19 protein-coding genes are annotated in these 22795 nt (G+C 36.8%); 9 read left to right on the top strand and 10 right to left on the bottom strand.

Going from position 1 to position 22795, the window contains the following annotated elements:
- Positions 1-313: 313 nt before the first annotated feature.
- From IEX29_RS10255 to IEX29_RS10270, 4 genes are all read left to right on the top strand, one after another.
- Positions 314-871: an NADPH-dependent FMN reductase gene (locus IEX29_RS10255; protein WP_188734358.1), complete on the top strand. Its 558-nt coding sequence runs from the start codon at positions 314-316 to the stop codon at positions 869-871.
- 31 nt (positions 872-902) lie between these two features.
- Positions 903-1610, top strand: coding sequence for an HAD family hydrolase (locus IEX29_RS10260; RefSeq protein ID WP_229720163.1), 708 nt, complete (start codon positions 903-905; stop codon positions 1608-1610).
- A gap of 231 nt (positions 1611-1841) precedes the next feature.
- On the top strand, positions 1842-2318 hold the full coding sequence (locus IEX29_RS10265; RefSeq protein WP_188734360.1) for a GNAT family N-acetyltransferase: 477 nt from the start codon (positions 1842-1844) through the stop codon (positions 2316-2318).
- A 306-nt stretch (positions 2319-2624) separates the two neighbouring features.
- A complete protein-coding gene (locus tag IEX29_RS10270; protein ID WP_229720164.1) occupies positions 2625-2804 on the top strand; it encodes a hypothetical protein in 180 nt (59 codons plus the stop codon).
- Between the two features lie 405 nt (positions 2805-3209).
- On the opposite strand, the gene IEX29_RS10275 is transcribed toward IEX29_RS10270, so the two are convergent.
- Together IEX29_RS10275 and IEX29_RS10280 are read right to left on the bottom strand one after the other, a co-directional pair.
- Positions 3210-3794, bottom strand: a complete 585-nt coding sequence (locus IEX29_RS10275; RefSeq protein ID WP_188734362.1) for a nitroreductase family protein — start codon at positions 3792-3794, stop codon at positions 3210-3212.
- Between the two features lie 103 nt (positions 3795-3897).
- A complete protein-coding gene (locus IEX29_RS10280) occupies positions 3898-5223 on the bottom strand; it encodes an aminotransferase-like domain-containing protein (protein ID WP_188734363.1) in 1326 nt (441 codons plus the stop codon).
- A gap of 149 nt (positions 5224-5372) precedes the next feature.
- Between IEX29_RS10280 and IEX29_RS10285 the strand changes: the two genes are divergently transcribed.
- From IEX29_RS10285 to IEX29_RS10295, 3 genes are all read left to right on the top strand, one after another.
- The gene (locus IEX29_RS10285) at positions 5373-6278 is read left to right on the top strand and encodes a DMT family transporter (protein ID WP_188734364.1); all 906 of its coding nucleotides are present in this window, start codon (positions 5373-5375) and stop codon (positions 6276-6278) included.
- A gap of 163 nt (positions 6279-6441) precedes the next feature.
- Positions 6442-7323, top strand: coding sequence for an NAD(P)-dependent oxidoreductase (locus IEX29_RS10290; RefSeq protein WP_188734365.1), 882 nt, complete (start codon positions 6442-6444; stop codon positions 7321-7323).
- A complete protein-coding gene (locus tag IEX29_RS10295; RefSeq protein WP_229720165.1) occupies positions 7316-8509 on the top strand; it encodes an MFS transporter in 1194 nt (397 codons plus the stop codon). Before IEX29_RS10290 ends, IEX29_RS10295 begins: the two co-directional genes overlap by 8 nt.
- A 24-nt stretch (positions 8510-8533) precedes the next feature.
- Here IEX29_RS10295 and IEX29_RS10300 read toward each other — a convergent pair whose 3' ends face one another.
- Positions 8534-9391, bottom strand: coding sequence for a LysR family transcriptional regulator (locus IEX29_RS10300; RefSeq protein ID WP_188734366.1), 858 nt, complete (start codon positions 9389-9391; stop codon positions 8534-8536).
- A 173-nt stretch (positions 9392-9564) separates the two neighbouring features.
- Between IEX29_RS10300 and IEX29_RS10305 the strand changes: the two genes are divergently transcribed.
- Positions 9565-10545 carry a zinc-binding dehydrogenase gene (locus IEX29_RS10305; RefSeq protein ID WP_188734367.1) on the top strand — a complete coding sequence of 327 codons (981 nt, stop codon included), beginning with the start codon at positions 9565-9567 and terminating at the stop codon, positions 10543-10545.
- Between the two features lie 124 nt (positions 10546-10669).
- Positions 10670-11908 (top strand): aminopeptidase, encoded by a 1239-nt coding sequence (locus IEX29_RS10310; RefSeq protein ID WP_188734368.1) that lies wholly within the window; start codon positions 10670-10672, stop codon positions 11906-11908.
- Positions 11909-12110: 202 nt separating this feature from the next.
- Here the strand turns inward: IEX29_RS10310 and IEX29_RS10315 are convergent, their stop codons facing one another.
- The 7 genes from IEX29_RS10315 to IEX29_RS10345 all read right to left on the bottom strand — a co-directional run bounded on the left by IEX29_RS10315 (position 12111) and on the right by IEX29_RS10345 (position 22705).
- The gene (locus tag IEX29_RS10315; protein ID WP_188734369.1) at positions 12111-13805 is read right to left on the bottom strand and encodes a hypothetical protein; all 1695 of its coding nucleotides are present in this window, start codon (positions 13803-13805) and stop codon (positions 12111-12113) included.
- Positions 13806-13867: 62 nt separating this feature from the next.
- Positions 13868-14545, bottom strand: a complete 678-nt coding sequence (locus tag IEX29_RS10320) for a response regulator transcription factor (RefSeq protein WP_188734370.1) — start codon at positions 14543-14545, stop codon at positions 13868-13870.
- A 93-nt stretch (positions 14546-14638) separates the two neighbouring features.
- Positions 14639-16129, bottom strand: a complete 1491-nt coding sequence (locus IEX29_RS10325) for a glycosyltransferase (protein ID WP_188734371.1) — start codon at positions 16127-16129, stop codon at positions 14639-14641.
- A gap of 102 nt (positions 16130-16231) precedes the next feature.
- Positions 16232-18586 (bottom strand): adhesive domain-containing protein, encoded by a 2355-nt coding sequence (locus IEX29_RS27000; protein ID WP_204799043.1) that lies wholly within the window; start codon positions 18584-18586, stop codon positions 16232-16234.
- Between the two features lie 1105 nt (positions 18587-19691).
- Positions 19692-20222 carry a GrpB family protein gene (locus IEX29_RS10335; RefSeq protein ID WP_188734372.1) on the bottom strand — a complete coding sequence of 177 codons (531 nt, stop codon included), beginning with the start codon at positions 20220-20222 and terminating at the stop codon, positions 19692-19694.
- Positions 20223-20354: 132 nt separating this feature from the next.
- Positions 20355-20933, bottom strand: a complete 579-nt coding sequence (locus IEX29_RS10340) for a phosphoglycerate mutase family protein (RefSeq protein WP_188734373.1) — start codon at positions 20931-20933, stop codon at positions 20355-20357.
- Positions 20934-20950: 17 nt separating this feature from the next.
- Positions 20951-22705 (bottom strand): ABC transporter substrate-binding protein, encoded by a 1755-nt coding sequence (locus IEX29_RS10345; RefSeq protein WP_188734374.1) that lies wholly within the window; start codon positions 22703-22705, stop codon positions 20951-20953.
- Positions 22706-22795 lie beyond the last annotated feature (90 nt).

The raw sequence follows: 22795 nt of genomic DNA on the forward strand, positions 1-22795 counted from the left end.
TCATATTAGTGTTGACGGGCAAGATATTAATGAACGGTCTTTGCTGAACAAATCCGGACTACTTTTTTGACGCTTCTATGCAAGGAACAAAACAGCCTGCAGCAACTGCTTCTTATTGCTTTAACACGAAAAGGACATCAAAAAAAGATGGTTAGAAATGTTTCACTTTCTTGTAATCCGGCCGTATTAAATAAAATGTAAAACCAAACGAATCGTAATATCTTCTATTGCAAATAAGCAGAAAGATTTACACCCCTAAAGGATACAGGTACAATATTTCTAATTTAACAACAAATAAGGATGGTGGTAGAAAATGACGAAGATCGCAGTATTAGTAGGATCATTAAGAAAAGAATCCTTCTCCAAGAAAATTGCAAAAAATGTTATGAGCTTATTTCCAAACGAATTTGAAACAGAAATAATTCCAATTGGGGATCTGCCTCTATATAATCAGGATTTTGATGATGAAGGCAATCCTCCTCAGCAATGGAAAGTTTTCCGGGAGAAAATGAAAGAATTTGACGCCGTGCTCTTCGTTACACCGGAATATAACCGGTCAATCCCCGGTGTATTGAAAAATGCTATCGATATTGGCTCCCGCCCTAAACCGGATAGTGTCTGGAATAACAAACCGGCAGCTATCATCAGTAATTCTCCTGGAAATTTGAGCGGATTTGGTGCTAACCATCATTTACGTCAATCAATTATGTGTTTAAATATGCCAGTAGTGCAGCAGCCGGAAGCTTATTTGGCAAATGTTGCAGCTTTATTTGATGACGACGGAAAAATCAATAACGATGGAACAGTTCAATTTCTCCAACTCCTTGTGGATACCTTTGTCAAATTAATAACGACATGTAAAGCGAATTAATAAGACTGGACATAGCCTTGCTAACTATGAAATGATAGTTGTAATAACCGATATTATAGAGGGAGAGAGGTATATGGACCCGGTTATCTTTGATTTTAACGGCACTTTATATAGAGATACGGCGCTTCATGAACAGGCATGGCAGAAATTCATCCAGGAACTATTGGGCTATGCACTTTCTGATGAAGAGTTTTCCAAAATTCACGGACGTTCCAATCATCTGACGATGGAACGGTTATTAGAACGCTCCTTAACCAAAGAAGAAGGAGAAGATTTATCCAATCGTAAAGAAGCAATCTATCGTGAGATTGTAATAGCAAAGCAGCATAACGAATTAATCCCAGGCACGGTCGATTTTTTCAACTTGCTGCAAGAAAATGGCACACCTATAAATATTGCAACTGCTTCTACAAAAGTAAATGTAGACTTTTATTTTGAGTTTTTCCAATTGGATCGTTGGTTTGATTTAAACAAAGTCGTGTATGATAATGGGCGGCTGCCCAGTAAACCAGCACCAGACCAATATATTCAGGCAGCATTAAATATAAATACAGATCCTGAAAAGATGACTATTTTCGAAGATTCACCCATTGGACTGCAAGGTGCAGCTAATGCCAAAGCAAAACGGATTATTGCGATGTCTACCAATGATAATCACGCAGAGCTGGAACAAACCGGTGTTGTGGACTTTATTATTGATGATTTTACGGATGAACGGTTAAAGGAATTGTTTTATTGAATAAATGAGCTTTCAAGGAGAAAAAAACGGCTATTTCAGAATTCTAAATTCAAGTTTCTAAATAATAGTCGGTTTTTCTCTATACTTATTAGGAGAATGATGGTTCTTTTGATTTAATTTTAAATATAAGCTATCCATCTCCCTTTGAATAACAATGCTTTATCAAGCAATGACAAAATCTCGAAGTAATTGGAAAATGAAATGTTATCTTAGATTGAGAGGTGAAAAAATATGAATATACTTATTCGAAACGCTGAGCAAAGCGATTACGAGTCATTGTTGCCTTTATTTAGGCAGGTTCATGAATTCCACGTTTTAGTAAGGCCAGATTTGTATAAAGAAAATTCTATACCCGTCGAACAACAATTTTTTGAAAGTCAATTAATAGACGACAAACAGCATATTTTTGTAGCTTCTATAAATAATGATATAGTTGGCGTCGTAGTGATAAAGGAAGAAGAAATAACTGAAAATACCTTTGTTAAAGAGAGGAAGGTATTATTTATAAAGAGTTTATGTGTTTCTGAAACGCATAGAAAGAAAGGAATCGGAAAAAAGCTGACTAAACATGTTTTTGGTTTCGGAAAAAAACTTAAAGTTGATAGTATTGAATTAGGAGTATCAGAGGAAAATACATCTGCCATCGAATTTTATAATTCCCTTGGGATGACGACAAAGGGTAGAAAAATGGAGATTATATTGAACTAACTTGCACTTTAAATTGAAGGAAATTATCGTTATTAACTATATTTAATCAGATAAGAAATTATATTGGCATCACAAGCCTCTTCTCTTCTCATAATATAGACGAACACTTTCTTCTAAAGCCGGCCACAATAGTGCTTATGCCCTTCACTAGCTCCAAATATAATCAAATTGATGATGTACTCATTATCTGATGTGATATAGGTGTAAAGATGATTATATTTAATAAAAATGCATATACTGATTAGCATGAGGTGGTGATCGGTATTGAAGAAAAAAGGAGGAAGAAGAATGATTACAAATACTCCTATGAAAAGGTTAGCTAAAGCTGTTAGAGAAGATGTAGAAGAACGCAGATTACGAGCTATTTCAAAACGAATTGATACGTCAAAACTAGACTTAGATGATGTATTACTTGTCGATCGTTTTGGAAATGTAGATATAACACCAGATCATCCTCAATATAAATTTTGGACGGAAGATGACTAATGAAACCAGGTTACATTTATGAGTTGAGATTCCCGTTTGAAAAAGAACAGGGTGCTAAAAACGCCCTGTCTTTATTATTGTATTAACTCAAGATAAAAATAAAGCGGTAGGGCTAAAAATAACTAGTACACCAAGATATAATCGTGTACCTATTTTAGATAGCCCTAATTCTGGTTTATCTAAAGCGTCTTATGTACAATGTGATACTTATGCTGTTTTCAGTAATGAAGATAAAATACCTAGAGGCAAATTAAGTGAGTATGATATGGAAAGAATTATTAATAAGTTTTTATCTTATCAATAGAATAATTGAATAAAAGCATATATGGTATATTAACCATATTAAACTTTTACAGAGTCAACTTGAAAGCTATATCAAACTCACCAAGTTTTTCCTCTCTCCCCTTAATACAAACGAACAATTTCTTCTAAAGCAAGACGATGGTGGGCATATCCTTCCTTCACTCCATACCCTGCTGCAACCACGGATAAAATACTCCCTTCAATCTCCAATAGTTCCATTACCTTTTCTAAATCAAAACCAAGCATCGGCACGCTGGATATACCATAAGCAGTGAGCGCCAGCAGCAAATAACCAAGTGCAATATATCCTTGTGATTGCAATACGTCAGGAGCCATCTCCAGTGTTTCTAAGAGTGCTTCCTTGTCGCTTCTCTTCTTCTCCGGGCTCATTTCCGGATGGAGAACCTCCTCTACTTTTCTGTGCACATCCATCAAATCACTATATAATACAATAACGCAGGAAGCAGTATTTAATTGCTTTTGATAACCGGAATATTGATAAAGCTTTTGAATCATATTTTTATCTTTCACTATTACAAATCTCCATGGCTGTGCATTAAATCCGCTCGGAGCCAATCTCACATGATTGATGATCTTAGATATAAGCTTAGAATCCACCTCCTGTTCTGTAAAGCTGCGGACACTCTTCCTCTCCTGCATCCATTTTAAAATCATTTCTGACTCCATAAAAAATCACTCCTATCTCATTAGCTACGCTTCATTATGAAAGAAGTGATTATCATTTGTTTAATAATATTTAGACTTTGTATCGATACAAACGGAACGCATCTTAAAGATATTTACTGTATTCAATTGCTTCATGAATCAATTGGACGCCTTCATCAATCTTTTCCTCTTGAATGCTTGTCGTATTCAGTTTTAAAAATTTATGATTCTGCTTATAGCCTGTTACATAATTCGTCTGGTAATCATCCACTAAAACATGACGTTTAGCCAACTCTTCATGGAGCTTATTCATATTTATCTGTTTTGGCAGTTTAATTACTGTATGCATCTGATGATTATCATTAAATTCATAATCGGAGAAATAAGTCTTCAAAGCGCAATGCAATATTTCTGCTTTCTGCTGATGTTTAGAAACAATTTTATCTTTATGATGTGCATATAGCCCGCTTTCCATAAATGTTTGCATAATCACCTGGCTTAAAGAATTGGTCTGGATATCAATAATTTCTTTAAAGCTTTGAAAAGGCTCAATGAGCTTCTCAGGTATGACAGCAATGCCTAACCGCTGTCCCGGAAACATAATTTTAGAAAAGCTTTTTAAATAAACAACGCGCTGATCGTTATCCATTTCATACATTGTTTTATAGCTGCTGTTCCCTTCAAAGTCACCTAAATAATCATCTTCTATAATATAAAAATCATATTTTACAGAAAATTTTAACAGTATCTTTTTTTCCTGTTCACTCATTGTAGTTCCAAGTGGATTATGAAGTCTCGGCATCAAATAAACGTAGCTTGGACGATTTATTTTAATGCTTTCTTCTAATTCCGTTAAATCAATCTGATCTAAATCCCGATAGCATGTGACGTAATTCAAATGAAGCCGTTCCACCAGATTGATTATCTGGTGATAGGTCGGCTGTTCGATTAAAATCGATTCTTTTTTCGTCATCATCATTAAAGCAAGAATATGCAGCGCCTGCTGGGTTCCGCTTGTAATCATAATTTGTTCTTTTTCAGTAAAAATCTGATCCTCCATCAGCAGCTTTTGAAACAGTTGCTTCAGTTCCTCATTACCGGTGATTGCACCATAAGTAAATAGCTCTGTTTTTTCATTTTGGATAGCTGCCTCCAAACATTGTGAATAACTGTCCAATGGAAAATCTGTCCAGGAGGTAGAGGCAGTGGAAAAATCATATCTCCCTTTACATGCTTCTGCCTCTGTTTTTCTGGAAATAATAAAATAACCTACATTCGGTTTTGCATAAATTCGATTTATATCGGTTAAATGCTGTAATGCCTGAGTAATTGTAACCTGGCTCACCCCAAAGGTATCCATCAATTTCCGTACAGACGGCAGGCGCTCTTTATATTCTCCCTGATCGATTTGGTTTAGAATTTGATTGGCTATGAATTGATATTTCTTCATAAGCGTCCCCCCTTCTCCTACAAATAGATTACCATGAATGTATTGTTGCTGAGTTTCCCTTTATCTTATTTGTATCGATACACCAGCAAAAAGAAATTCCGACTATCCAGCACGCCTCCTTTATTCTGAAAAAGAAGGAGGAGAAAGTTATGAGAAAAAATAGAGCATTACTGGCAGCCGCTGCCTTTTCCATTATTATTGGATTGTCCTTTATGTTTGTTAAAAATTCTTTGACATATGAAGGTCAATTACTTATATTGGCCCAGCGATTTACATTTGCCTTTTTGGGTGTCCTTTTATTTCTTGCTATAAAACCAATTGATTTACGGTTGGAACGCAGAGAATTTTTAATCGTAGTAGTTATTTCCTTATCCTACCCGATTATTTTTTTCGGCACGCAGATACTGGGTCTTGACCAGACAACAGTGACAGAGGCTGGAATCATTCAGGCAATTGCACCTGCCCTGACGGTTCTTTTAGCAAGTATATTTCTTAAGGAAAATGTCCGGAAAGTACAAGGAGCAGGAATTGCTTTAAGTATTGCAGGAGTTGTTTTTCTGCAGATGATGAACAGCTCGGGAGGCTATGATTTTCATTTGGTTGGCAACCTGTTGATTATCGTATCTATTCTGGCCACCGCAGTTTGGCAGGTAATGTCCCGGAGTGCAACCAAACGGACAGCACCGATTAAAATTACGATATATATCATGTTTATTGGTTTTTTATTCTTTAATGCTGTCTACTTTATCAATGGCGGTTCTGCCGGGGAATATATAGGTTCTCTGACAGAGATTCCATATTTATTATCCATTTTATTTTTAGGTGTCCTGTCTACATTTGGAACATCTTTATTGTCTATTTATGCTGTTTCCAAATTGCCGGTAATCCAGGTCAGTGTATTTAATAATGTTGCTACGTTGATCACTATCCTTTCTGGAGTACTGATTTTAAGCGAGCCATTTTATTATTATCACATTATTGGTGCAGCGGTAATTATTTTTGGGGTTATTTTGGTAAATGTGAAAAAGAAATCGAAAATTAGAGAAGCTGCATAGTAAGTAAATGCCCATTCTACACATAAAAATGCCGATTTTCTGTATAAAATACAATTTAATTTTCTTTAAAGCAATCTGTTTTGTATCGATACATTGGCTATTTTTTTAGTACAAATAAATAAAATTTTTATCATAATGAAGTTTAAGACAAGGAGGAATATAGATGAATAATTTGAAATCAGAAGTAAAGAAAATCACCGTACTTGGCACAGGAATTATTGGAGCAGCTGTAGCTAAAAATCTGCAGAAAAGCGGTTTTAAGGTACGTGTTTGGAACCGGACACGTTCAAAAGCCGAAAAGCTTCAATCTGCCGGAGTTACTGTATGTGATTCTCCGCTGGAAGCCGTTCAGGGTACAGATGTCATTATAAGTCTCTTGAAAGACGGTCCTGCCGTATTGGAAGTCATGCAATCTATAAAAGAAAGCTTATCAAAAGGAACTATATGGATCCAGATGAGTACGGTCGGACTGGATATTGATGAATTAATAGATTTCGCTAAACAATACGGATTAATCTTTTTTGACGCTCCAGTGCAAGGCACGAAACAGCCGGCAGAACAGGGACAGCTTGTTATTCTTGCTTCCGGATCAACATCATATAGACAGCTGATTGCACCTGTCTTTGAAGCAATTGGAAAGCACACAGTTTGGGTTTCTGAACAGCCCGGAGCAAGCAGCCGTCTAAAATTAGCGTTAAACAGCTGGGTTTTCGCTTTGACACATGGTGTTGCCGAGAGCCTAAGTCTTGCCAAGGAACTGGGCATTGACCCGAATTTGGTTGTAGATGTTGTAACCGGCGGACCGATGGATAATGCTTATTTTCAGCAAAAGGCACAGGCTATATTGACGGATGATTACACAACCAGCTTTTCAATTGCAAATGCCGTGAAGGATGCCGGGTTAGTAGTATCCGCTGCGGAAAAGCAAGGGTTACAGGTGGATATTACACGTGCCGGCCAACAAAGATTTCAGCGTGCACTTGATCAAGGGCATGGTGACAAGGATATGGCAGCTTCCGGTTTGGCTGGGAAAAAGGTTGAGTAAATCGGATAGGATAGACGAGCAAGAAGCATCACACATTGAAAAATTGCCAATATGGAATCTGATAGCATTATCAGTTGCGAGTTTTCTCGCGATTATGACAGAAACAATCCCGGCCGGCTTACTTCCGCAAATCAGTCAAGGCTTACGTGTTTCGGAAGCATCAGCAGGGCAGTTTGTCACTCTTTTTGCGGCTGGTTCCGTCGCAGCAGCTATCCCACTTGTTACTTTAACACGGGGATGGCCGCGAAAAAAAGTGTTATTAATGGCACTATGTATTTTGTTTCTTGCTAATATATTCACAGCATTATCCCCTTATTACGAGCTTACCCTGATTTTACGATTTATTGCAGGAATGGCCACTGGATTGCTTTGGGGACTTGTGGCGGGTTATGCTCGCCGCATGGTTGCCCCTGCTTTACAAGGACGTGCATTGGCTATCGCTGGAACTGGTCAGCCGATTGCCTTGTCTCTTGGCGTTCCAATTGGAACATGGCTGGGGATGTACCTTCATTGGCAAGCTATTTTTTTGCTTATCAGCGGAATCACGATCCTTTTAATCTTATGGATATATGTAAAAGTACCAGATTATCCAGGACAAGCTGCCAGACAGCGTCAATCCATTTATGAGATTTTCAAACTGCCTGGGATACGGTCCATTTTATTTGTTGTATTGGTATGGATATTGGCCCATAATATGCTTTACACTTATATTGCACCATTCATGGCTTATGTTGAACTTGCAAATTATGTAGGTGCTGTTTTATTCATTTTTGGTATTTCATCCATAGCTGGTATTTGGCTGATTGGTGTATTTATTGATAATCATTTACGTTTGTTAACATTGATCAGTGTGGGAGCTTTTGCAGGAAGTTCCCTTTTGTTAGGAGCTGCAGATGGGACGCCCTGGATTATTTTTCTTGCTATAGCAGCTTGGGGACTGGCTTTTGGGGGAGCACCAACACTTCTACAAACTGCGATGGCAGATGCTGCTGGAGAAGACGCTGATGTAGCACAATCTATTTTTGTAACAGTATTCAACCTGTCTGTTGCCGGGGGCGGGTTTGCAGGTGGAATATTATTAAATAAAACAGATGCCGGTTCTTTCCCATGGGGGTTTTTATTATTAAGTGTTATTGGCTTTTTAATTGTATATAAAGGAAAGGCATATGCTTTTAAACTGCGATAATGATATAAATAAAACGGAGGCTGCCTAAGCATCCGTTTTATTTACTCTTATTTTGGCTTTATCAAGCAATGACAAAACCCTCTCTCTTGCAGCCTCGCTTTTTGCACAAACAGCAATCGTACGCTCCAGACCATCAACAGGAATCAGATGGACATTTAAATACGCAATACTTTTAGCAAGCAATGCTGGTATAATCGTGATCCCTTCCCCTGCTAATACGTATCCGTAAAGAAAATCACCAAATGGTACCTCTCTTGCAATCTGAGGAGTATCGCCATATTGCTTTGCAAAAGCAATAATCCGGTTCCGGGAATCACAGGGGCTTGTATGGAGGATAAGGGGAAATTTTATTATATCCTTCCAATCCATCGTATTTGCTTTTACTGGCAGATCCTGCTTCGGAATAACCGCATAGTAATTCTCTGTAAATAATTCTTCTATGACGACATCCTTTGTCCGGAAAGAAGTATCGATAAAGGCCGCATCAATCTGTTCATTGACTACTGACCGGACCAGCGCTTCTGAATGATTCTGAATAAAAACAGAATGATCCGCATTAATAATATCCGGGAGAAAAGAGGTGGAAATACTTGGCAAACACCCCATTGTAAGCTTGTCTGTCTGCTGCATTTTCATGAGCTTCTCTCTTGTCCTGTTCATTTCCTGCAGTAAAGATTGTGCCTGCTGATAAAAATACTGCCCGGCTCTGGTCATTTCAATCCCTTTTGAGCTTCTTGTAACCAGTTTTGCATTTAAATCGGATTCTAAACTTCTTACCTGTTTGCTTAATGCTGGCTGAGAAAGGTTTAAGCGGCCAGCCGCCTTAGTAATACTTTTTTCCTCAACAATTGCGATATACGCTTCTAACCAGACCTGGTTCATCCCATCACCCCATAACAATTAGTTATAAAATTCATAACCAATCTGTATTTCCTCTGTTCCTATATTTACTATACAATAAACAAAGTATACAAGCTGTTTATTTGTTTCGGAATAAATATAGAATGGGTTTATTTTTTTGTTTATCATAACTTATTGGAATAGGAGGAGAAAAAATGAAAGCAGTCATTTTTCAAGGTCAAAAAGGATTATCTTATCAGGTAATAGAAAATAAAAAGCCAAAAGCAGGAGAAGTAAAAATCAAATTAAAAACTGCCGGGTTAAACCGGCGCGATTTATTTGTTATGAATCAGAGCCGTTCCAAGGAAGCATCTTATACCCTTGGATCAGATGGTGCAGGGATCATTACAGAGCTCGGACAAGAGGCTGCAGATTTCAATCTATATGATGAGGTCATTATTAATCCAAGCCTGGGCTGGTATGCAGTTCAAGATGTACCTGAAATACCGCGTATTTTAGGCGGCCCATCCAACGGTACCTTTACCGAATATGTTGTGATTTCTGCAAAAAATATTGTAAAGAAGCCGGCACATCTTTCATGGGTAGAGGCAGGTGTATTATCTCTATCCGCACTTACAGCATACCGGGCACTGTTTACCAAAGGACAGCTGAAAACCGGACAACATCTTTTTATTCCCGGAATCGGAAGCGGAGTAGCAACCTACGCCCTCCTCTTTGCGAAAGCAATTGATGCAAAGGTTAGTGTAACCTCACGTGATCATACGAAACTCCAGAAAGCCGAGGCTCTTGGAGCAGACTGCCTTTTCAAAACAAACAGTGATTGGCAGGCTGAACGAAAAAAAGAAAAATTTGATGTCATATTAGATAGTATTGGAGCAGCTCTCTTCCCCCGCTACTTCGATGTGTTAAAGCCAGATGGAAATTTGGTTCATTTTGGAGCAAGTTCCGGTGACAGCATTACACTTTCTCTGCGCTCGCTCTTTTATCCACAATTTAATATATTGGGAACTTCTATGGGAAGTGCAGAAGAATTCGGACAGATGTTGCAATTTATAACAGATCACAAGATAAAACCTGTAGTAGATAGCGTCTATCCTCTTTTCGACATCGAACAGGCACTGGAGAGAATGAAAGCCGGGAACCAATTTGGAAATATAGGCTTAGAGATGGAATAAGAAAAAAGCAGAAATTCTGATTTAACAACCAGTATTAATCAGCTCATTCCCCTCTCTTTTTGTTATTCATAATTGATTGTGCTACTATGGAAAAGTATACCAAACTTACAAGGAGGCTCTATATATGACTTTGAAAAATTTTGATCAATTACTGCAAAAATATGCTGAGTTAATCGTTTCTGCCGGTGTGAATGTGCAGGAAGGACACACTGTTGTTTTAACCATTGACGTCGACCAGGCTCCATTAGCCCGGAAAATAACGAAAGCTGCTTATGAAAAAGGGGCAAAACGCGTTATTCTCAAATGGGGAGACGATAAAGTTTCAAGACTTGGTTTCGAACACCAATCGACAGAAACATTAACTGATATTCCGGATTACCGCATCGAAGAAATGAACTACATCATTGAACAAGGTGCTACTCGTATCGGTATCGTTTCCAATGACCCTGATGCCTTAAAAGGGTTGGATGGCGAAAAAATCGCTGCCGCTCAAAAAGCATCTGGTGAAGCTTTTAAGCCAATGTCTCAAGCGACACAGGCAAATAAACTTTCCTGGATTGTAGCAGCTGCTGCCAGTCCGGAATGGGCTGCAAAAGTCTTTCCTGAATTAAATTCAGCTGATGAACAGACAGATGCCTTATGGGAAGCTATTTTCAAAGCGGTTCATTTATATAATGATGATGCAATTCAAACATGGGAGAAAAAAGATCAGACCCTGGAAACAAAAGCAGAAACGTTAAATAAAGAACAGTTTGTGGCGTTACATTACACTGCTCCAGGTACAGACTTAACCGTTGGCCTTCCGAAAAACCACCGCTGGGAAGGAGCCGGAAGCTTTAACTCACGCGGCGAACGTTTTATCGCCAACATGCCGACAGAAGAAGTATTTACCGCTCCTGACGCTAACCGGGTAGATGGCGTTGTTGTATCAACCAAGCCATTAAGCTATGCAGGTTCTGTCATTGAAGGGATGGAGTTCCATTTTGAAAATGGGAAAGTAATCAAAGTAACTGCTGAAAAAGGCGAAGAAGTTATCCAAAAATTAATTCAACAGGACGAGGGTGCTTCCCGCTTAGGAGAAGTCGCATTAGTTCCAGATGCCTCCCCTATTTCTCAATCTGGATTAACCTTCTTTAATACATTATTTGATGAAAATGCGTCAAACCATTTAGCACTCGGTTCTGCATATGCGTTTAGCTTAATCGGCGGAACAGATATGACTGAAGAAGAGCTTGAAAAAGCAGGTCTTAATCGTTCAACTACACATGTAGATTTTATGATTGGCTCAGACCAAATGGATATTGACGGTATTAAAGAAGACGGCAGCCGTGTTCCTGTTTTCAGAAAAGGTGCATGGACTTAATTAATTTACAGCTATAACTAATAAAAAATCCAACTATGAGCATAGTTGGATTTTTTTCTATAATATACCGCTTCCGATTAATCTTATCGTCTCCATCATCTGTTAACGAGCTGTGTTTTTCATGGCTTCACCCACAGATAAACTTGGGTAATCATGTTTGCTGCAGCAAAACTTAACTGAGCTTTACATAGATTACAAATTTTTACCGTTTACTCGCTTTCAAAAATAGATCATAATACGCGCAATATCCCGATAAATAATGTTCCACATCATCAATTCGTGTCCGGAAGGAATGGTGTCGAATGAAGAAACTGCCGACGATTCTTTTCGGATTTTTAAAATACATTGCCAGTTCCTGATAGAAAAAACCATTACGCTGATATTCTGCTCTTCGATGGATTGTTGCTTCTAATTTTGATTCATCAAAATCCAATTCATCAATTAAGTCATTATATCCGTCTGCTTTCATACGATCAACCATTTGATAAGCTGCCATCATCAGCTCCAGGAAGGTTGGATAGGTTGTCACTCTTTTATAAATATAATCCAGTCTGTTTTGTACATTCTGTAAACCAAATTGATAATATTTACGTTCAGGTTTATAGAGCGTTAGTTCATTGGTACAATAGCTTAACCAGTGATCATGATATTTCCAATGACTGCTTTCAATAAAATATTCAAATGCTTTTTCAACAGCATGCAGCCACTGTTCATCACGATCAATTTTATAAAGACGCATCAAAGCAAAACAAGCTTCCCCATCATAATAAACAATCCGAAACGCTTCTTTTAACGCAAGGGATGGATAATCCAGTATATGAATGAATTTACCATTTCCCTGCTGCATGTGAATAATACCACGTGCCAATTTTTGAGTAAGCGGAATATATTGTGCATCGTTAAAGACCTCTGTATACTTTGTCATAGCCAATATAGCCGCCGCAATTGCTCCGAGTTTGATTTCCTTATTATCAGGATTTTCGCCATCAATAACATAAGCTATGTTTTTCTCTTCGTCAATATATACTTTTTGCCGGATAAGATACTGTATCCCTTTTACAATCGCTTCAGCAGCTTCTTCTGTGGGCTGGAACTCATAAGCCTCAATCATTGAATAAATGGTGCTGCAATGACGGAGACTATTATAATGCTTTATCGCCTTATCAAAATAAGAGAAAAAACCATATACAAATTTGCCATTTGGTTTACTCAAACCAGTTAAATATTTCTGCCCCTCATTGACTAACATGCTGACTTCTTCCGCATTTAAAGGAGTGTTTCTCCGTCCATTATCATAAACACCATCATGCAGCTTATAACATTTTCCACTTTCATAAAAATAACCCTGTGTCTCAAAAATATATACTTTCTCAACTGCTTTAAAGTTTACTGGTTTTAGCTTTGGTCTATGCTTACTAATATAGTTCTGCAAATTTCGTTCGTGAATAAAACCACGTTTTGTCTCCGGATCAATTTGAATCACTGCGTTTCCATTTAGCTCCTGCTCTAAAAAGGCATGCTTAAAATCTTTATTAAAACTTATACCTTGGCGAAAATAATTCTTTTTCGTTTTTGTAATTCGATGGATAAATTCTGTGATACCTAAAGGAGTCACTTTAGTAACAATGTCTATTTTTAAAGAAATAAACATTTCTCTTAAGTTTTTTAAATAAGAATATCCCAGATTTTCTATATTCGACCAAACTTGAGAAAAACTTTTTCCACTTGCATTTAGTACAGTCGCGCGTTTATCCTCAAATCCAATTGATAAAAAGATATCTAAAGCAGGCTGACTATTGATATGTTGGAAAAATTCACTGTCTTCTATGATATTTTTCTTCAGGTGTTCAAGATGTTCTTTAAAATATGGATATGATACTTTATCTATGGTAATCATTATGCCCTCCTATGCTTTTAATAGCCTAATCGGTTTACTCTTTATATTGATCCATGAATATTTTAATGAATAACTACCCATCCTGATTTTATTGCAGCGAGTACTGCTTGTGTTCGGCCAGAGACTCCCATTTTACTCAGTATACTGCTTACATGGTTTTTAACTGTTTTATCACTAATACCTAAAGTATTAGCCATTTTACGATTATTCGCCCCTTCAGCTAATAACTGTAAAACTTCACATTCCCTTACAGTAAAAAGATGTAGTGGTTTTCGATATTCCACGTTTCTTCCTACAGATAGAATTCTATCATCATTATCCACCCTCCGATAATTTCTTAAAATATCGTAAGCTATTTTAGGGTCAAAATAAGTGTTGCCTCTACTCACTGTTTTTACGGAATCAATAAGAGATTCCTTGCTTACCTCTCCTAATAAATAACCCTGTACTCCATGTTTAAGTGCGTAATCAACTTGGTAATTATCAAATTCGGCAGCAAGAACAATAACTTTTGCAATCGAAAATCTATTCGTTATTTCCTTTATCTTATTTAGATGGTTTAGTTCCGGATTAATTAATTCCATTAATACAATGTTATTTTTTAAATATAAATATTGTTTTATCTCTTCTATTTGATCACTTGCAGAAATAACTCGAAATTCTGGTTCACATTCTAAAATACGTTTTATCCCATCCCTAAATAGTTTATTTTTAAAAGATAATATAATACTTGAATCCATGTAGTAACGTTTCCTCTCTTATTAACAATTCCCTGTCATATACTTCTATTTTTAATTTAAAACATTAATACTTTTTTGATTAGACTTATCAACCTAAATAAGGTTATTCAGCAAATCTCTCCACTTATCGGCTACTTTATCTTCCGTATAATCAACAGCGGAATGTTTTGCTTTTTGACGGTAAATTTTTTTCTCATCCCTAGATTTATTTAAATAAGTAACAATCTTTTCAGCAAATTTCTCTTTATCGCCAAATGTAACGAGAAAGCCATTTTCATCTTCTTGAATCAGTTCATCCACACCGTAGCGAACATTGTAACTGCCGACTGGACAGCCACATGCTAAACTCTCTAAAACACTCATTGTGAAGCCCTCTGCCTGGCCTGCAAATAGAAACAGCTCACCAGAATCATAGACATCTTCCACTTTATCTACATAGCCATTAAATGACACATTATCCATCAAATCGAGGCTTTGAGCTAATTTCTTTAGTTGTTGCTGTTCTTTCCCTCCTCCGTATATTTCCAATAACACATCCGGAATATGCTTCTTTACTATCGTAATAATTTCTAATAGATGATCAATATTTTTTTCGGATACTAACCGACTGACAGAAACTAGTTTATTAACCGTCGGCTTTTTTTGGGCTAATGAATCGGCTAACTGGCAAGGATGTGGAATAGCAGCTAAATTCTGAATGCCATATTGTTTCTCAATATCTCTTTTTTGATTGTTTGTTAATACAACAATATGATCGAAACTATATGGACTATTAAGAACTTCTTTATAGTTTTTATTTACTTTCGATCGAAACGTAGTATTTGAGAAAAATGTAGAATGGAAGACGGAGATGGTCTTCACATTTAGCTGCTTATTTCCAATAAAAAGTGAACTATATTTTTTGTTTCGATCAATAATAACAACATGCTCTTCTTGTCCAATTATTTTTTTCAAAAAATAAAGGATAAGAGCCTGTTCATCAGGAAGAACTGCCTTAAATACAGAATTTTCATCACTGATAAGATACGGACCATCCTCATATTTTGTTATAACCCGTTTACCATATACATCAAAATACTCTGTCATATAAACCGTGTTATCCTCGCGTAAATATTCTGTATGAGATAATTGACCAAATCGGTTAAATCGATCACGGACTATTTTTTTACCATTATGGAAATAATTAATATAATCCAACTTTTTGTTTGATCTATAAATAATATATTTCACGAGATTATTATTCGTATCAAACATACGAACATGTAATTTTTCATTTGATGTTTCATTTTCATAGCCATAAGCCGGCTCTCTTTTTATTTGAAAAGGAGGAAGTTCTTTTCCTTCTTCACTTCTCTGAAAATATTCGAATAAATTTATCATGGAAATATTCTTATCAACAACTCCATTTGCAATATAGCGTTCCCAATTTGTATGTATATTGATATTTTTATTTACGGTAACAAACACCGGTTCCACGTCTAAGTATTTCACAAACATATTTCCACGTTTCATTGCTGATTTTTCAATGCCGGTAAGCTGTTGTCCGATATTGGAATGTAAGAAATAAACCTTTTTTCTACTCAATGATATTTTCCTTTCCTTATCAAAACTTATCAAGATATAAAATAAAATAATAGGCAAAAGCAAATATCGGCAGATATTTGCTTTTGCATGAATATTGTTTATTTATTCACTTGTTTTCTTTCTTCTCGAAAACATTGTTGTTCCAATTCCTGCTGCGACAGCCACTAATCCAACTAGTCCAATTGTCCACATGGATGTTGCTGTGCTTGGCAGTTTTTGGCCTTCTCGTTGTTCTTTACTACTTTCTGTCTCATAGCCTTGACCTTGTGATGTGTTAGATCCAGAACCTGATCCGTTTCCTGGTGTAGCCGCACCTGAATCTTTTCCACCATTTTCACCTTCACCGGAACTGCTATCTTTGGGAACTGTTACTTGGTGTTCATCATTTACATTACCTGCTTCATCTGCAGCAACTAATGTTAGTACATCACCCGCTTCTACTGCATTGCCTGCAACTATAAGCGTATATTCACCAGTTTCCTTATCAAAAATGACTTCTTCGATATCAACTTCATTTCCATCTTCATTAATTAGTTTAATGTCATCTAATTCTTCATCAGATGTAAAGGAAATTTCATATCCATCATCGCTGTTTCCATCGATTGTTACATCGCTAAGATCCGGCGCATCCGTGTCAGTATCACTATCGGAATCAGAGTCGCTGTCTGAGTCGGAATCACTGTCTGAGTCAGAATCACTGTCTGAATCAGAGTCGCTGTCTGAGTCAGAATCGCTATCGGAATCAGAGTCGCTGTCTGAGTCGGAATCACTGTCTGAATCAGAGTCACTGTCTGAGTCGGAGTCGCTGTCTGAGTCAGAGTCGCTGTCTGAGTCGGAGTCGCTATCTGAATCAGAGTCACTATCGGAATCAGAGTCACTATCTGAGTCGGAGTCACTATCTGAATCGGAATCAGAGTCGCTGTCTGAGTCGGAATCACTGTCTGAATCGGAATCACTGTCTGAGTCAGAATCACTGTCTGAATCAGAGTCGCTGTCTGAGTCAGAATCACTATCGGAATCAGAGTCACTGTCTGAGTCAGAATCACTATCGGAATCAGAGTCGCTGTCTGAGTCGGAATCGCTATCGGAATCAGAATCACTATCGGAATCAGAATCACTGTCTGAGTCGGAATCACTGTCTGAATCAGAATCACTGTCTGAGTCTGAGTCACTATCGGAATCAGAGTCACTGTCTGAATCGGAGTCGCTGTCTGAGTCTGAGTCACTGTCCGAGTCGGAATCACTGTCTGAGTCAGAATCACTATCGGAATCAGAGTCGCTGTCTGAATCAGAGTCACTATCCGAATCGGAATCGCTGTCATCATCTTCATCAAACGTAACAGTAGCAGAATCATCCAGGCTTTCTAATAAAGCTGCATCAATGACTGAATCCTGCACACCGGCACCTTCAATAACAACATCTCCATTAACTCCTGCCGGCTTATTTACTAGTACGTCTAAGTCAACAGATGTGTTGCCTATTACCTGAGCACTTGCTAAATCATTTGAAAGATCAATAGTTCCATCGGTAAGTTCCGCTGAAAGGTTTGTTACTTCATCTGTTACATTCCCTACTAAAGGTAAAAGAAGTTCATTTGTAAGCGTGTTAAGTAAATCACCAATACCAGGCACATTATCCAAAAGATTTATTTCCAGATTATTTACTGCATTGGATACATCATCTAAAGCAGATTGAACCACATCAACTACTGCTGTTTCTAAGTGATTACCTAAACCATCAGAGAATGTGACAGCAATTGTGCCATTTTCATTATCGACTGTATATTCAACATTATCACTGTATGCAAGTACATCTGCTAAAGCATCATTTAAATTATTTAAGTTATCAATTGCTGCATTTAATTCATCCAAACCATTGACTTCTATCAATTCTGGTGGAACTAACGTTGGTAATGCATCATCAATTCCGCTGACTAGACCGGTAACTAAACTGGTAAGAGTGCTTTGCAGCCCCTCAAGCGCTCCATCCAAAGCCGGCAGATTTTCCATGGTAATTGGCAGGATATCAACGCTCACAGACGCAGTGCCGCCACTATGTTCTAGCTGGCCAGCTAAATCTGGAGCGTAAAATACTACTGTTCTATCAGGACTGATTAATTCAACATCAGCTAATCCAGTACCTGTTAAACCCAGATTAAGATTATAATAATTAGGGTCCTCTGAATCATTTAAATTTGCATCAATATTAACATCTGTTAATAATCGTACTTCTGCCAGGCTTGCATATGGAGCAATATTTAAAATAGCAGATGAACTGGCGATTTTAGGATTAGTCAATACTTCCCCTGCTGATGAAGCACTTGTAACAGCTGGCAATGTATTAAAAGCTAATAGAGAAGCTGCTGCTGAAGAAGCAAACACCTTCCTCATCTTACTTGATCGGCTTACTTTTTTTGCTTGCATCTTACGTTTATAATCGAAATTCTTTTTACTCAAAAATTCCATCCTCCCTTTGCTTAATAATTCTCCAAAACGTTCACTTGTCAACAACATAATTTAGAATATGTACTAATTATTCTTATCAAATGCCCCCCGTCGTTTAGCTAATTTCTAAAGATGACTGACTCCAAATGAATATGTATGTACATTAGCTAAAAAAATAAAGTTTTGGATAATTATCATTGGTAGAATTAAAAGGTCCTCTTTAAAAACTAAATCTCACAAAAATTAAGATAATTAGTTAAATACCGAATCTACCAATATAATTTTCTCCCTGCATTACCTGCCAAAATGCGACTTTTTTTGGCTATACCGTCTAATTTTAAGGTGAATTATTTAATCTTGTAAATCATAGACTTTTCACCCGGATTTTAATAAATTATTGTTACCAAATAGAAAATTCTATTCAAAAACTATACACTGTGCGATACAAAAGGTTTTATTGGATTATTATTATTTTTCTTCGAGAGACTTATAACCTACCTATAAACCCTCTATATTTGGAAATTTTTACTATATAACTAACAATAAGACTCAATGGTTATTTTGTTTTCTTTTTTATTAGTTCTATCACCCCTTTTTAAATCTAAATATTCTGTATTTTTATTCCTGTAGTATATGAATTGATATCATATGCATTAAATCAGCGGTTACCTAATTATCTATTAAAAGATTACCCTATCTGTTAATCTTTTTTAATTTAATATAATTTTTAACTAAAATGTTAAAACAGTTAAAATGACCCGTTATATATTTATATAAATTAGTCAGCCTAGTTAATTTATTGGTATTATTTACCATAAATTAAATATTCCTTATTTCTGGCCATTTGAAGGTAAGCTTACTCCAAATGATCCCTTAACAGGATTCTTTCAAACAGATTAGATACACCATTTTAATCGTTATGTTCTCACTCTATTAAAAAGATAAACCGTTACGGTATTTTATCCCATAACGGTTTATCTAAATATTTTTATTCTTTTATAGCATTGACGATGGCACATTAACACAATCCAGCACTTTAAACAAGTACATGCTACAAAAATAGCGTGGTCAGCAACCGGGACTTCAGAAGTGTCATAATCAAACTGTTTACCAGCGCTTAGCCTCTCCTCTTTTTAAAAATATCTTTAACAAACTCTTCTTTGAAATCAGTATAGTCATTGACTCCTGTAGAAGACTTTTTTAGATATGCCGACTTTATGTCTAAATACTGTTTTCTGGCTGCTTCATCTGAATTTAAATAATCCCTAAAGAAAATTAGATTATTCCATAGCTCCTTTTGATACTCAACTAAGTGAATATAATGAGTTTTTACTTCATAGGTATCATCTGTAAATTTGGCTAATACAATTTCCCCTGGCCTCTCCACTTTCAATCTTAAGAAACCGGCTCTACTAAAGCCTTTAAATAAGGTTTTATCAACCTTGCCCAAATCATCAACACCCACTAATATATCTATTATTGGTTTTGCTGACATCCCCTTAATTGCTGTGCTGCCAATATGCTGCATACGATTTTCATCAATGCTTGTGTTTTTCACCAGCTCTTTTTTCACTTTTAAAAATTCTTTATTCCATTCAGGTGTGTAATCCACTAATCTTACTTCATCGCTCTTCAGACCTAATTTCACGGCTTCCACCTCTCACATTTTGGCATAAACTTATTCCTTTTTATAGATAGATGTAAAAAAATCGATCTTTCTCCATACTTATATGATAGCTGTTTCGTTTTTACGCTGATCCCATGAACATGAAGGATCACTTTATGTTAAGTTCACCGTCAAATATTTCCCCTCACTGAGCATATCATCTCTCGTCAGTTTCTTTTCTGTTAAGATTTCCAAGTACGAATTTATTGTACCATCATGGGTTATTATAAAGATCCTTGACCTTTCTGACTTTCTACACCAATGAAAGAATTGATAAGCCAGTTTCATAAAAGCTTCTTCTTTTATACTATTTAACGGTTTATTCAATGTACATAAATCTTTACATTCAAAAACATCCAAGAAGGGGTACTCCCCTGCCAATTCATGATAGGATAATGTCTTATCACACGGCAGCGTTTTTGAATTACTTTTATATGGGAATATTTTTGGGCCAAACATAGGTACGACAGCCATTTCACAATTTAAATCATTAGCAAAAATGATAGCAGTTTCTATGGTCCTGACACTTGGACTCATTAAAAGGAGATCCGAACTTTTAAGATGAAAGATTTGCCGAAGTTCTTTCGCTTGTGAAACACCTTTTGGAGTCAAATCAGGATTTGTGATTTGAAATGTTTTTGGCTCATTCATATTATGTTCAGCCTCGCCATGCCTGATAAAATGTAACTCCATCCCTCTATGCCTCCCTCCTATTTAATCCACAGCTTATGAAATACCGGCCAGCCGTATCCACTCATTTGGATTCCTTGCAGATTCGATTGGAAGGTATTCTGCTCCGAAGCATGGACAGTGAATATAATCGTACCACTTTCTTTTAATTTTTCCTCCACTGCTTGAAATTCCTGCAAAAAGCTTTCATAATCCGGCTGTTTAATGATAGATTCGAATCCATTGTCTAATTCGTTCAATAGAGACGAATTAAGAAATATGCGAATTCCATATTCATTTCGAAGCAAAATGAGAATAGCCAGCTCGATATTATCTTCAAAACTTTCTCCGGTATATACAGCATCAAAGGCTAACATGAAATCTTCATTATAGATATCAGACAGCTCAATCGGATGAACCTTGACCTTAATACCAATCTCATTGACTTTTTGTTCCATCCAACGGGCATCCTCTAAAAAATCATCAAAACGTAATACAGCTAAATGAATGGTTTCCCCTTTGTACCCAGATTGATGAAGCAGCTGTTTTGCTTTTTGGGTTGAATGCCTGATATTCCTGTAGTCACTCCTGTCCGGTATAAAACCTGTAGAAGGGGCAACTCTTGACCCGCCCAGCTCCTGTACCATCTGCTTCGAGTCTATCATTTCACTTACAGCCTGTCTGAAAAAGCTATTTTGGTGTATACCAGCTTTCTTCAAATTAAAGATGATGTAATTACTGCCATTATCACGGATGGTATATGTGGAGCCGCTCTTTTTTGTTTTCCCCACATTCTCATCTGTGAAAAAGTTCAGCGGATCAAGCTTACTTTCAGGCAGTTTCCACATATGAACCTTATCCAGAAAAGGTCTTCCTTGAAAATGATTATCGAAAGCTTTCAAAATCATCTTTTCATCATTGACATCTTCTATTTTGAAAGGCCCTGTTCCTTTCAGCGAAGAACCTTTGATATCTGATTTTTCAGGGACAATGGATGCAAAAATAGCGCTTAGAAAGTAAGGGAACACGTGATTTCCATCCTTTAACTGAAAGGATATAGTATATTTTCCCTGAACGATTATGTCTTGTATCCCGGCAAACAACCATTTGTTTGGAATATTTATTTCCTCATTTATAATGGATTGAAATGTCCATTGCACGTCTTTACTGGTCAGATTACTCCCGTCATGAAACCGGATTCCTTTGCGTATATAAAAAGTCCAGAAAGTGTAGTCTTCATTCACCTCCCACCCATATGCAAGATGAGGTTCGACCGTTTTGCTGTCAACATTATAACGAACCAAGGTATCAAAAATTTCATTTAAAATATGCGCCTCTACTGCAATGGTTACAAAGAAAGGGTTCATATGGTACAGACTATGCTGCAGTGGAATATGCAAAACATCCTTCACTTCCTCCTGATGCTCAATATGCTGGATGCCAAACGCCATTTGGATAGTATTTAGAAGCATCTCTTTTAATTCAGAAGAAAAATGACTTTCTGTTGCAAAGCTTACTGCTTCTTTCACTTTCTCCCTTTGAATCAAATTTTCCACATAAAGATAGGCCGCTTCATCTAAAGATGTCAGAAACGTCAGAGTTGATTTTTTACCCCTGCCGCGCTGGCCCTGCCAAACAATATATCCTTCCTGCACCCATTTTTGTAATATATAGTGTGTATTTCTGGAGGTGCAGAATAGAATGTCTGCTATTTCTTGTTTAGATATGTGGATTTCATGTGCCTGTTGGTATTCTGGCAGGCATTTAAAATCGATATAGTACTCTAAAACATCCATTAAGGTAACCTCCTTCTAAAATAGGAAATATAAAAAAACATCTTGCTCTTTTTCTTTCCTATTTTCCAATATACAATAAAAAAGGTGGAA

The organism is Oceanobacillus neutriphilus (genome assembly GCF_014645515.1).
In the GTDB taxonomy this organism is placed as follows: Bacteria; Bacillota; Bacilli; order Bacillales; family Amphibacillaceae; genus Oceanobacillus; species Oceanobacillus neutriphilus.

Excerpts from the sequence above, each read along its gene's own strand:
- IEX29_RS10345 (WP_188734374.1), bottom strand. The coding sequence starts at position 22,705 with ATGGATGTTTTAGAGTACTATATCGATTTTAAATGCCTGCCAGAATAC.
- IEX29_RS10265 (WP_188734360.1), top strand. The coding sequence starts at position 1,842 with ATGAATATACTTATTCGAAACGCTGAGCAAAGCGATTACGAGTCATTG.
- IEX29_RS10280 (WP_188734363.1), bottom strand. The coding sequence starts at position 5,223 with ATGAAGAAATATCAATTCATAGCCAATCAAATTCTAAACCAAATCGAT.
- IEX29_RS10255 (WP_188734358.1), top strand. The coding sequence starts at position 314 with ATGACGAAGATCGCAGTATTAGTAGGATCATTAAGAAAAGAATCCTTC.
- IEX29_RS10260 (WP_229720163.1), top strand. The coding sequence starts at position 903 with ATGATAGTTGTAATAACCGATATTATAGAGGGAGAGAGGTATATGGAC.
- IEX29_RS10305 (WP_188734367.1), top strand. The coding sequence starts at position 9,565 with ATGAAAGCAGTCATTTTTCAAGGTCAAAAAGGATTATCTTATCAGGTA.
- IEX29_RS10275 (WP_188734362.1), bottom strand. The coding sequence starts at position 3,794 with ATGGAGTCAGAAATGATTTTAAAATGGATGCAGGAGAGGAAGAGTGTC.
- IEX29_RS10270 (WP_229720164.1), top strand. The coding sequence starts at position 2,625 with ATGAAAAGGTTAGCTAAAGCTGTTAGAGAAGATGTAGAAGAACGCAGA.
- IEX29_RS10315 (WP_188734369.1), bottom strand. The coding sequence starts at position 13,805 with ATGATTACCATAGATAAAGTATCATATCCATATTTTAAAGAACATCTT.
- IEX29_RS10300 (WP_188734366.1), bottom strand. The coding sequence starts at position 9,391 with ATGAACCAGGTCTGGTTAGAAGCGTATATCGCAATTGTTGAGGAAAAA.
- IEX29_RS10290 (WP_188734365.1), top strand. The coding sequence starts at position 6,442 with ATGAATAATTTGAAATCAGAAGTAAAGAAAATCACCGTACTTGGCACA.
- IEX29_RS10320 (WP_188734370.1), bottom strand. The coding sequence starts at position 14,545 with ATGGATTCAAGTATTATATTATCTTTTAAAAATAAACTATTTAGGGAT.
- IEX29_RS10310 (WP_188734368.1), top strand. The coding sequence starts at position 10,670 with ATGACTTTGAAAAATTTTGATCAATTACTGCAAAAATATGCTGAGTTA.
- IEX29_RS10340 (WP_188734373.1), bottom strand. The coding sequence starts at position 20,933 with ATGGAGTTACATTTTATCAGGCATGGCGAGGCTGAACATAATATGAAT.
- IEX29_RS10285 (WP_188734364.1), top strand. The coding sequence starts at position 5,373 with ATGAGAAAAAATAGAGCATTACTGGCAGCCGCTGCCTTTTCCATTATT.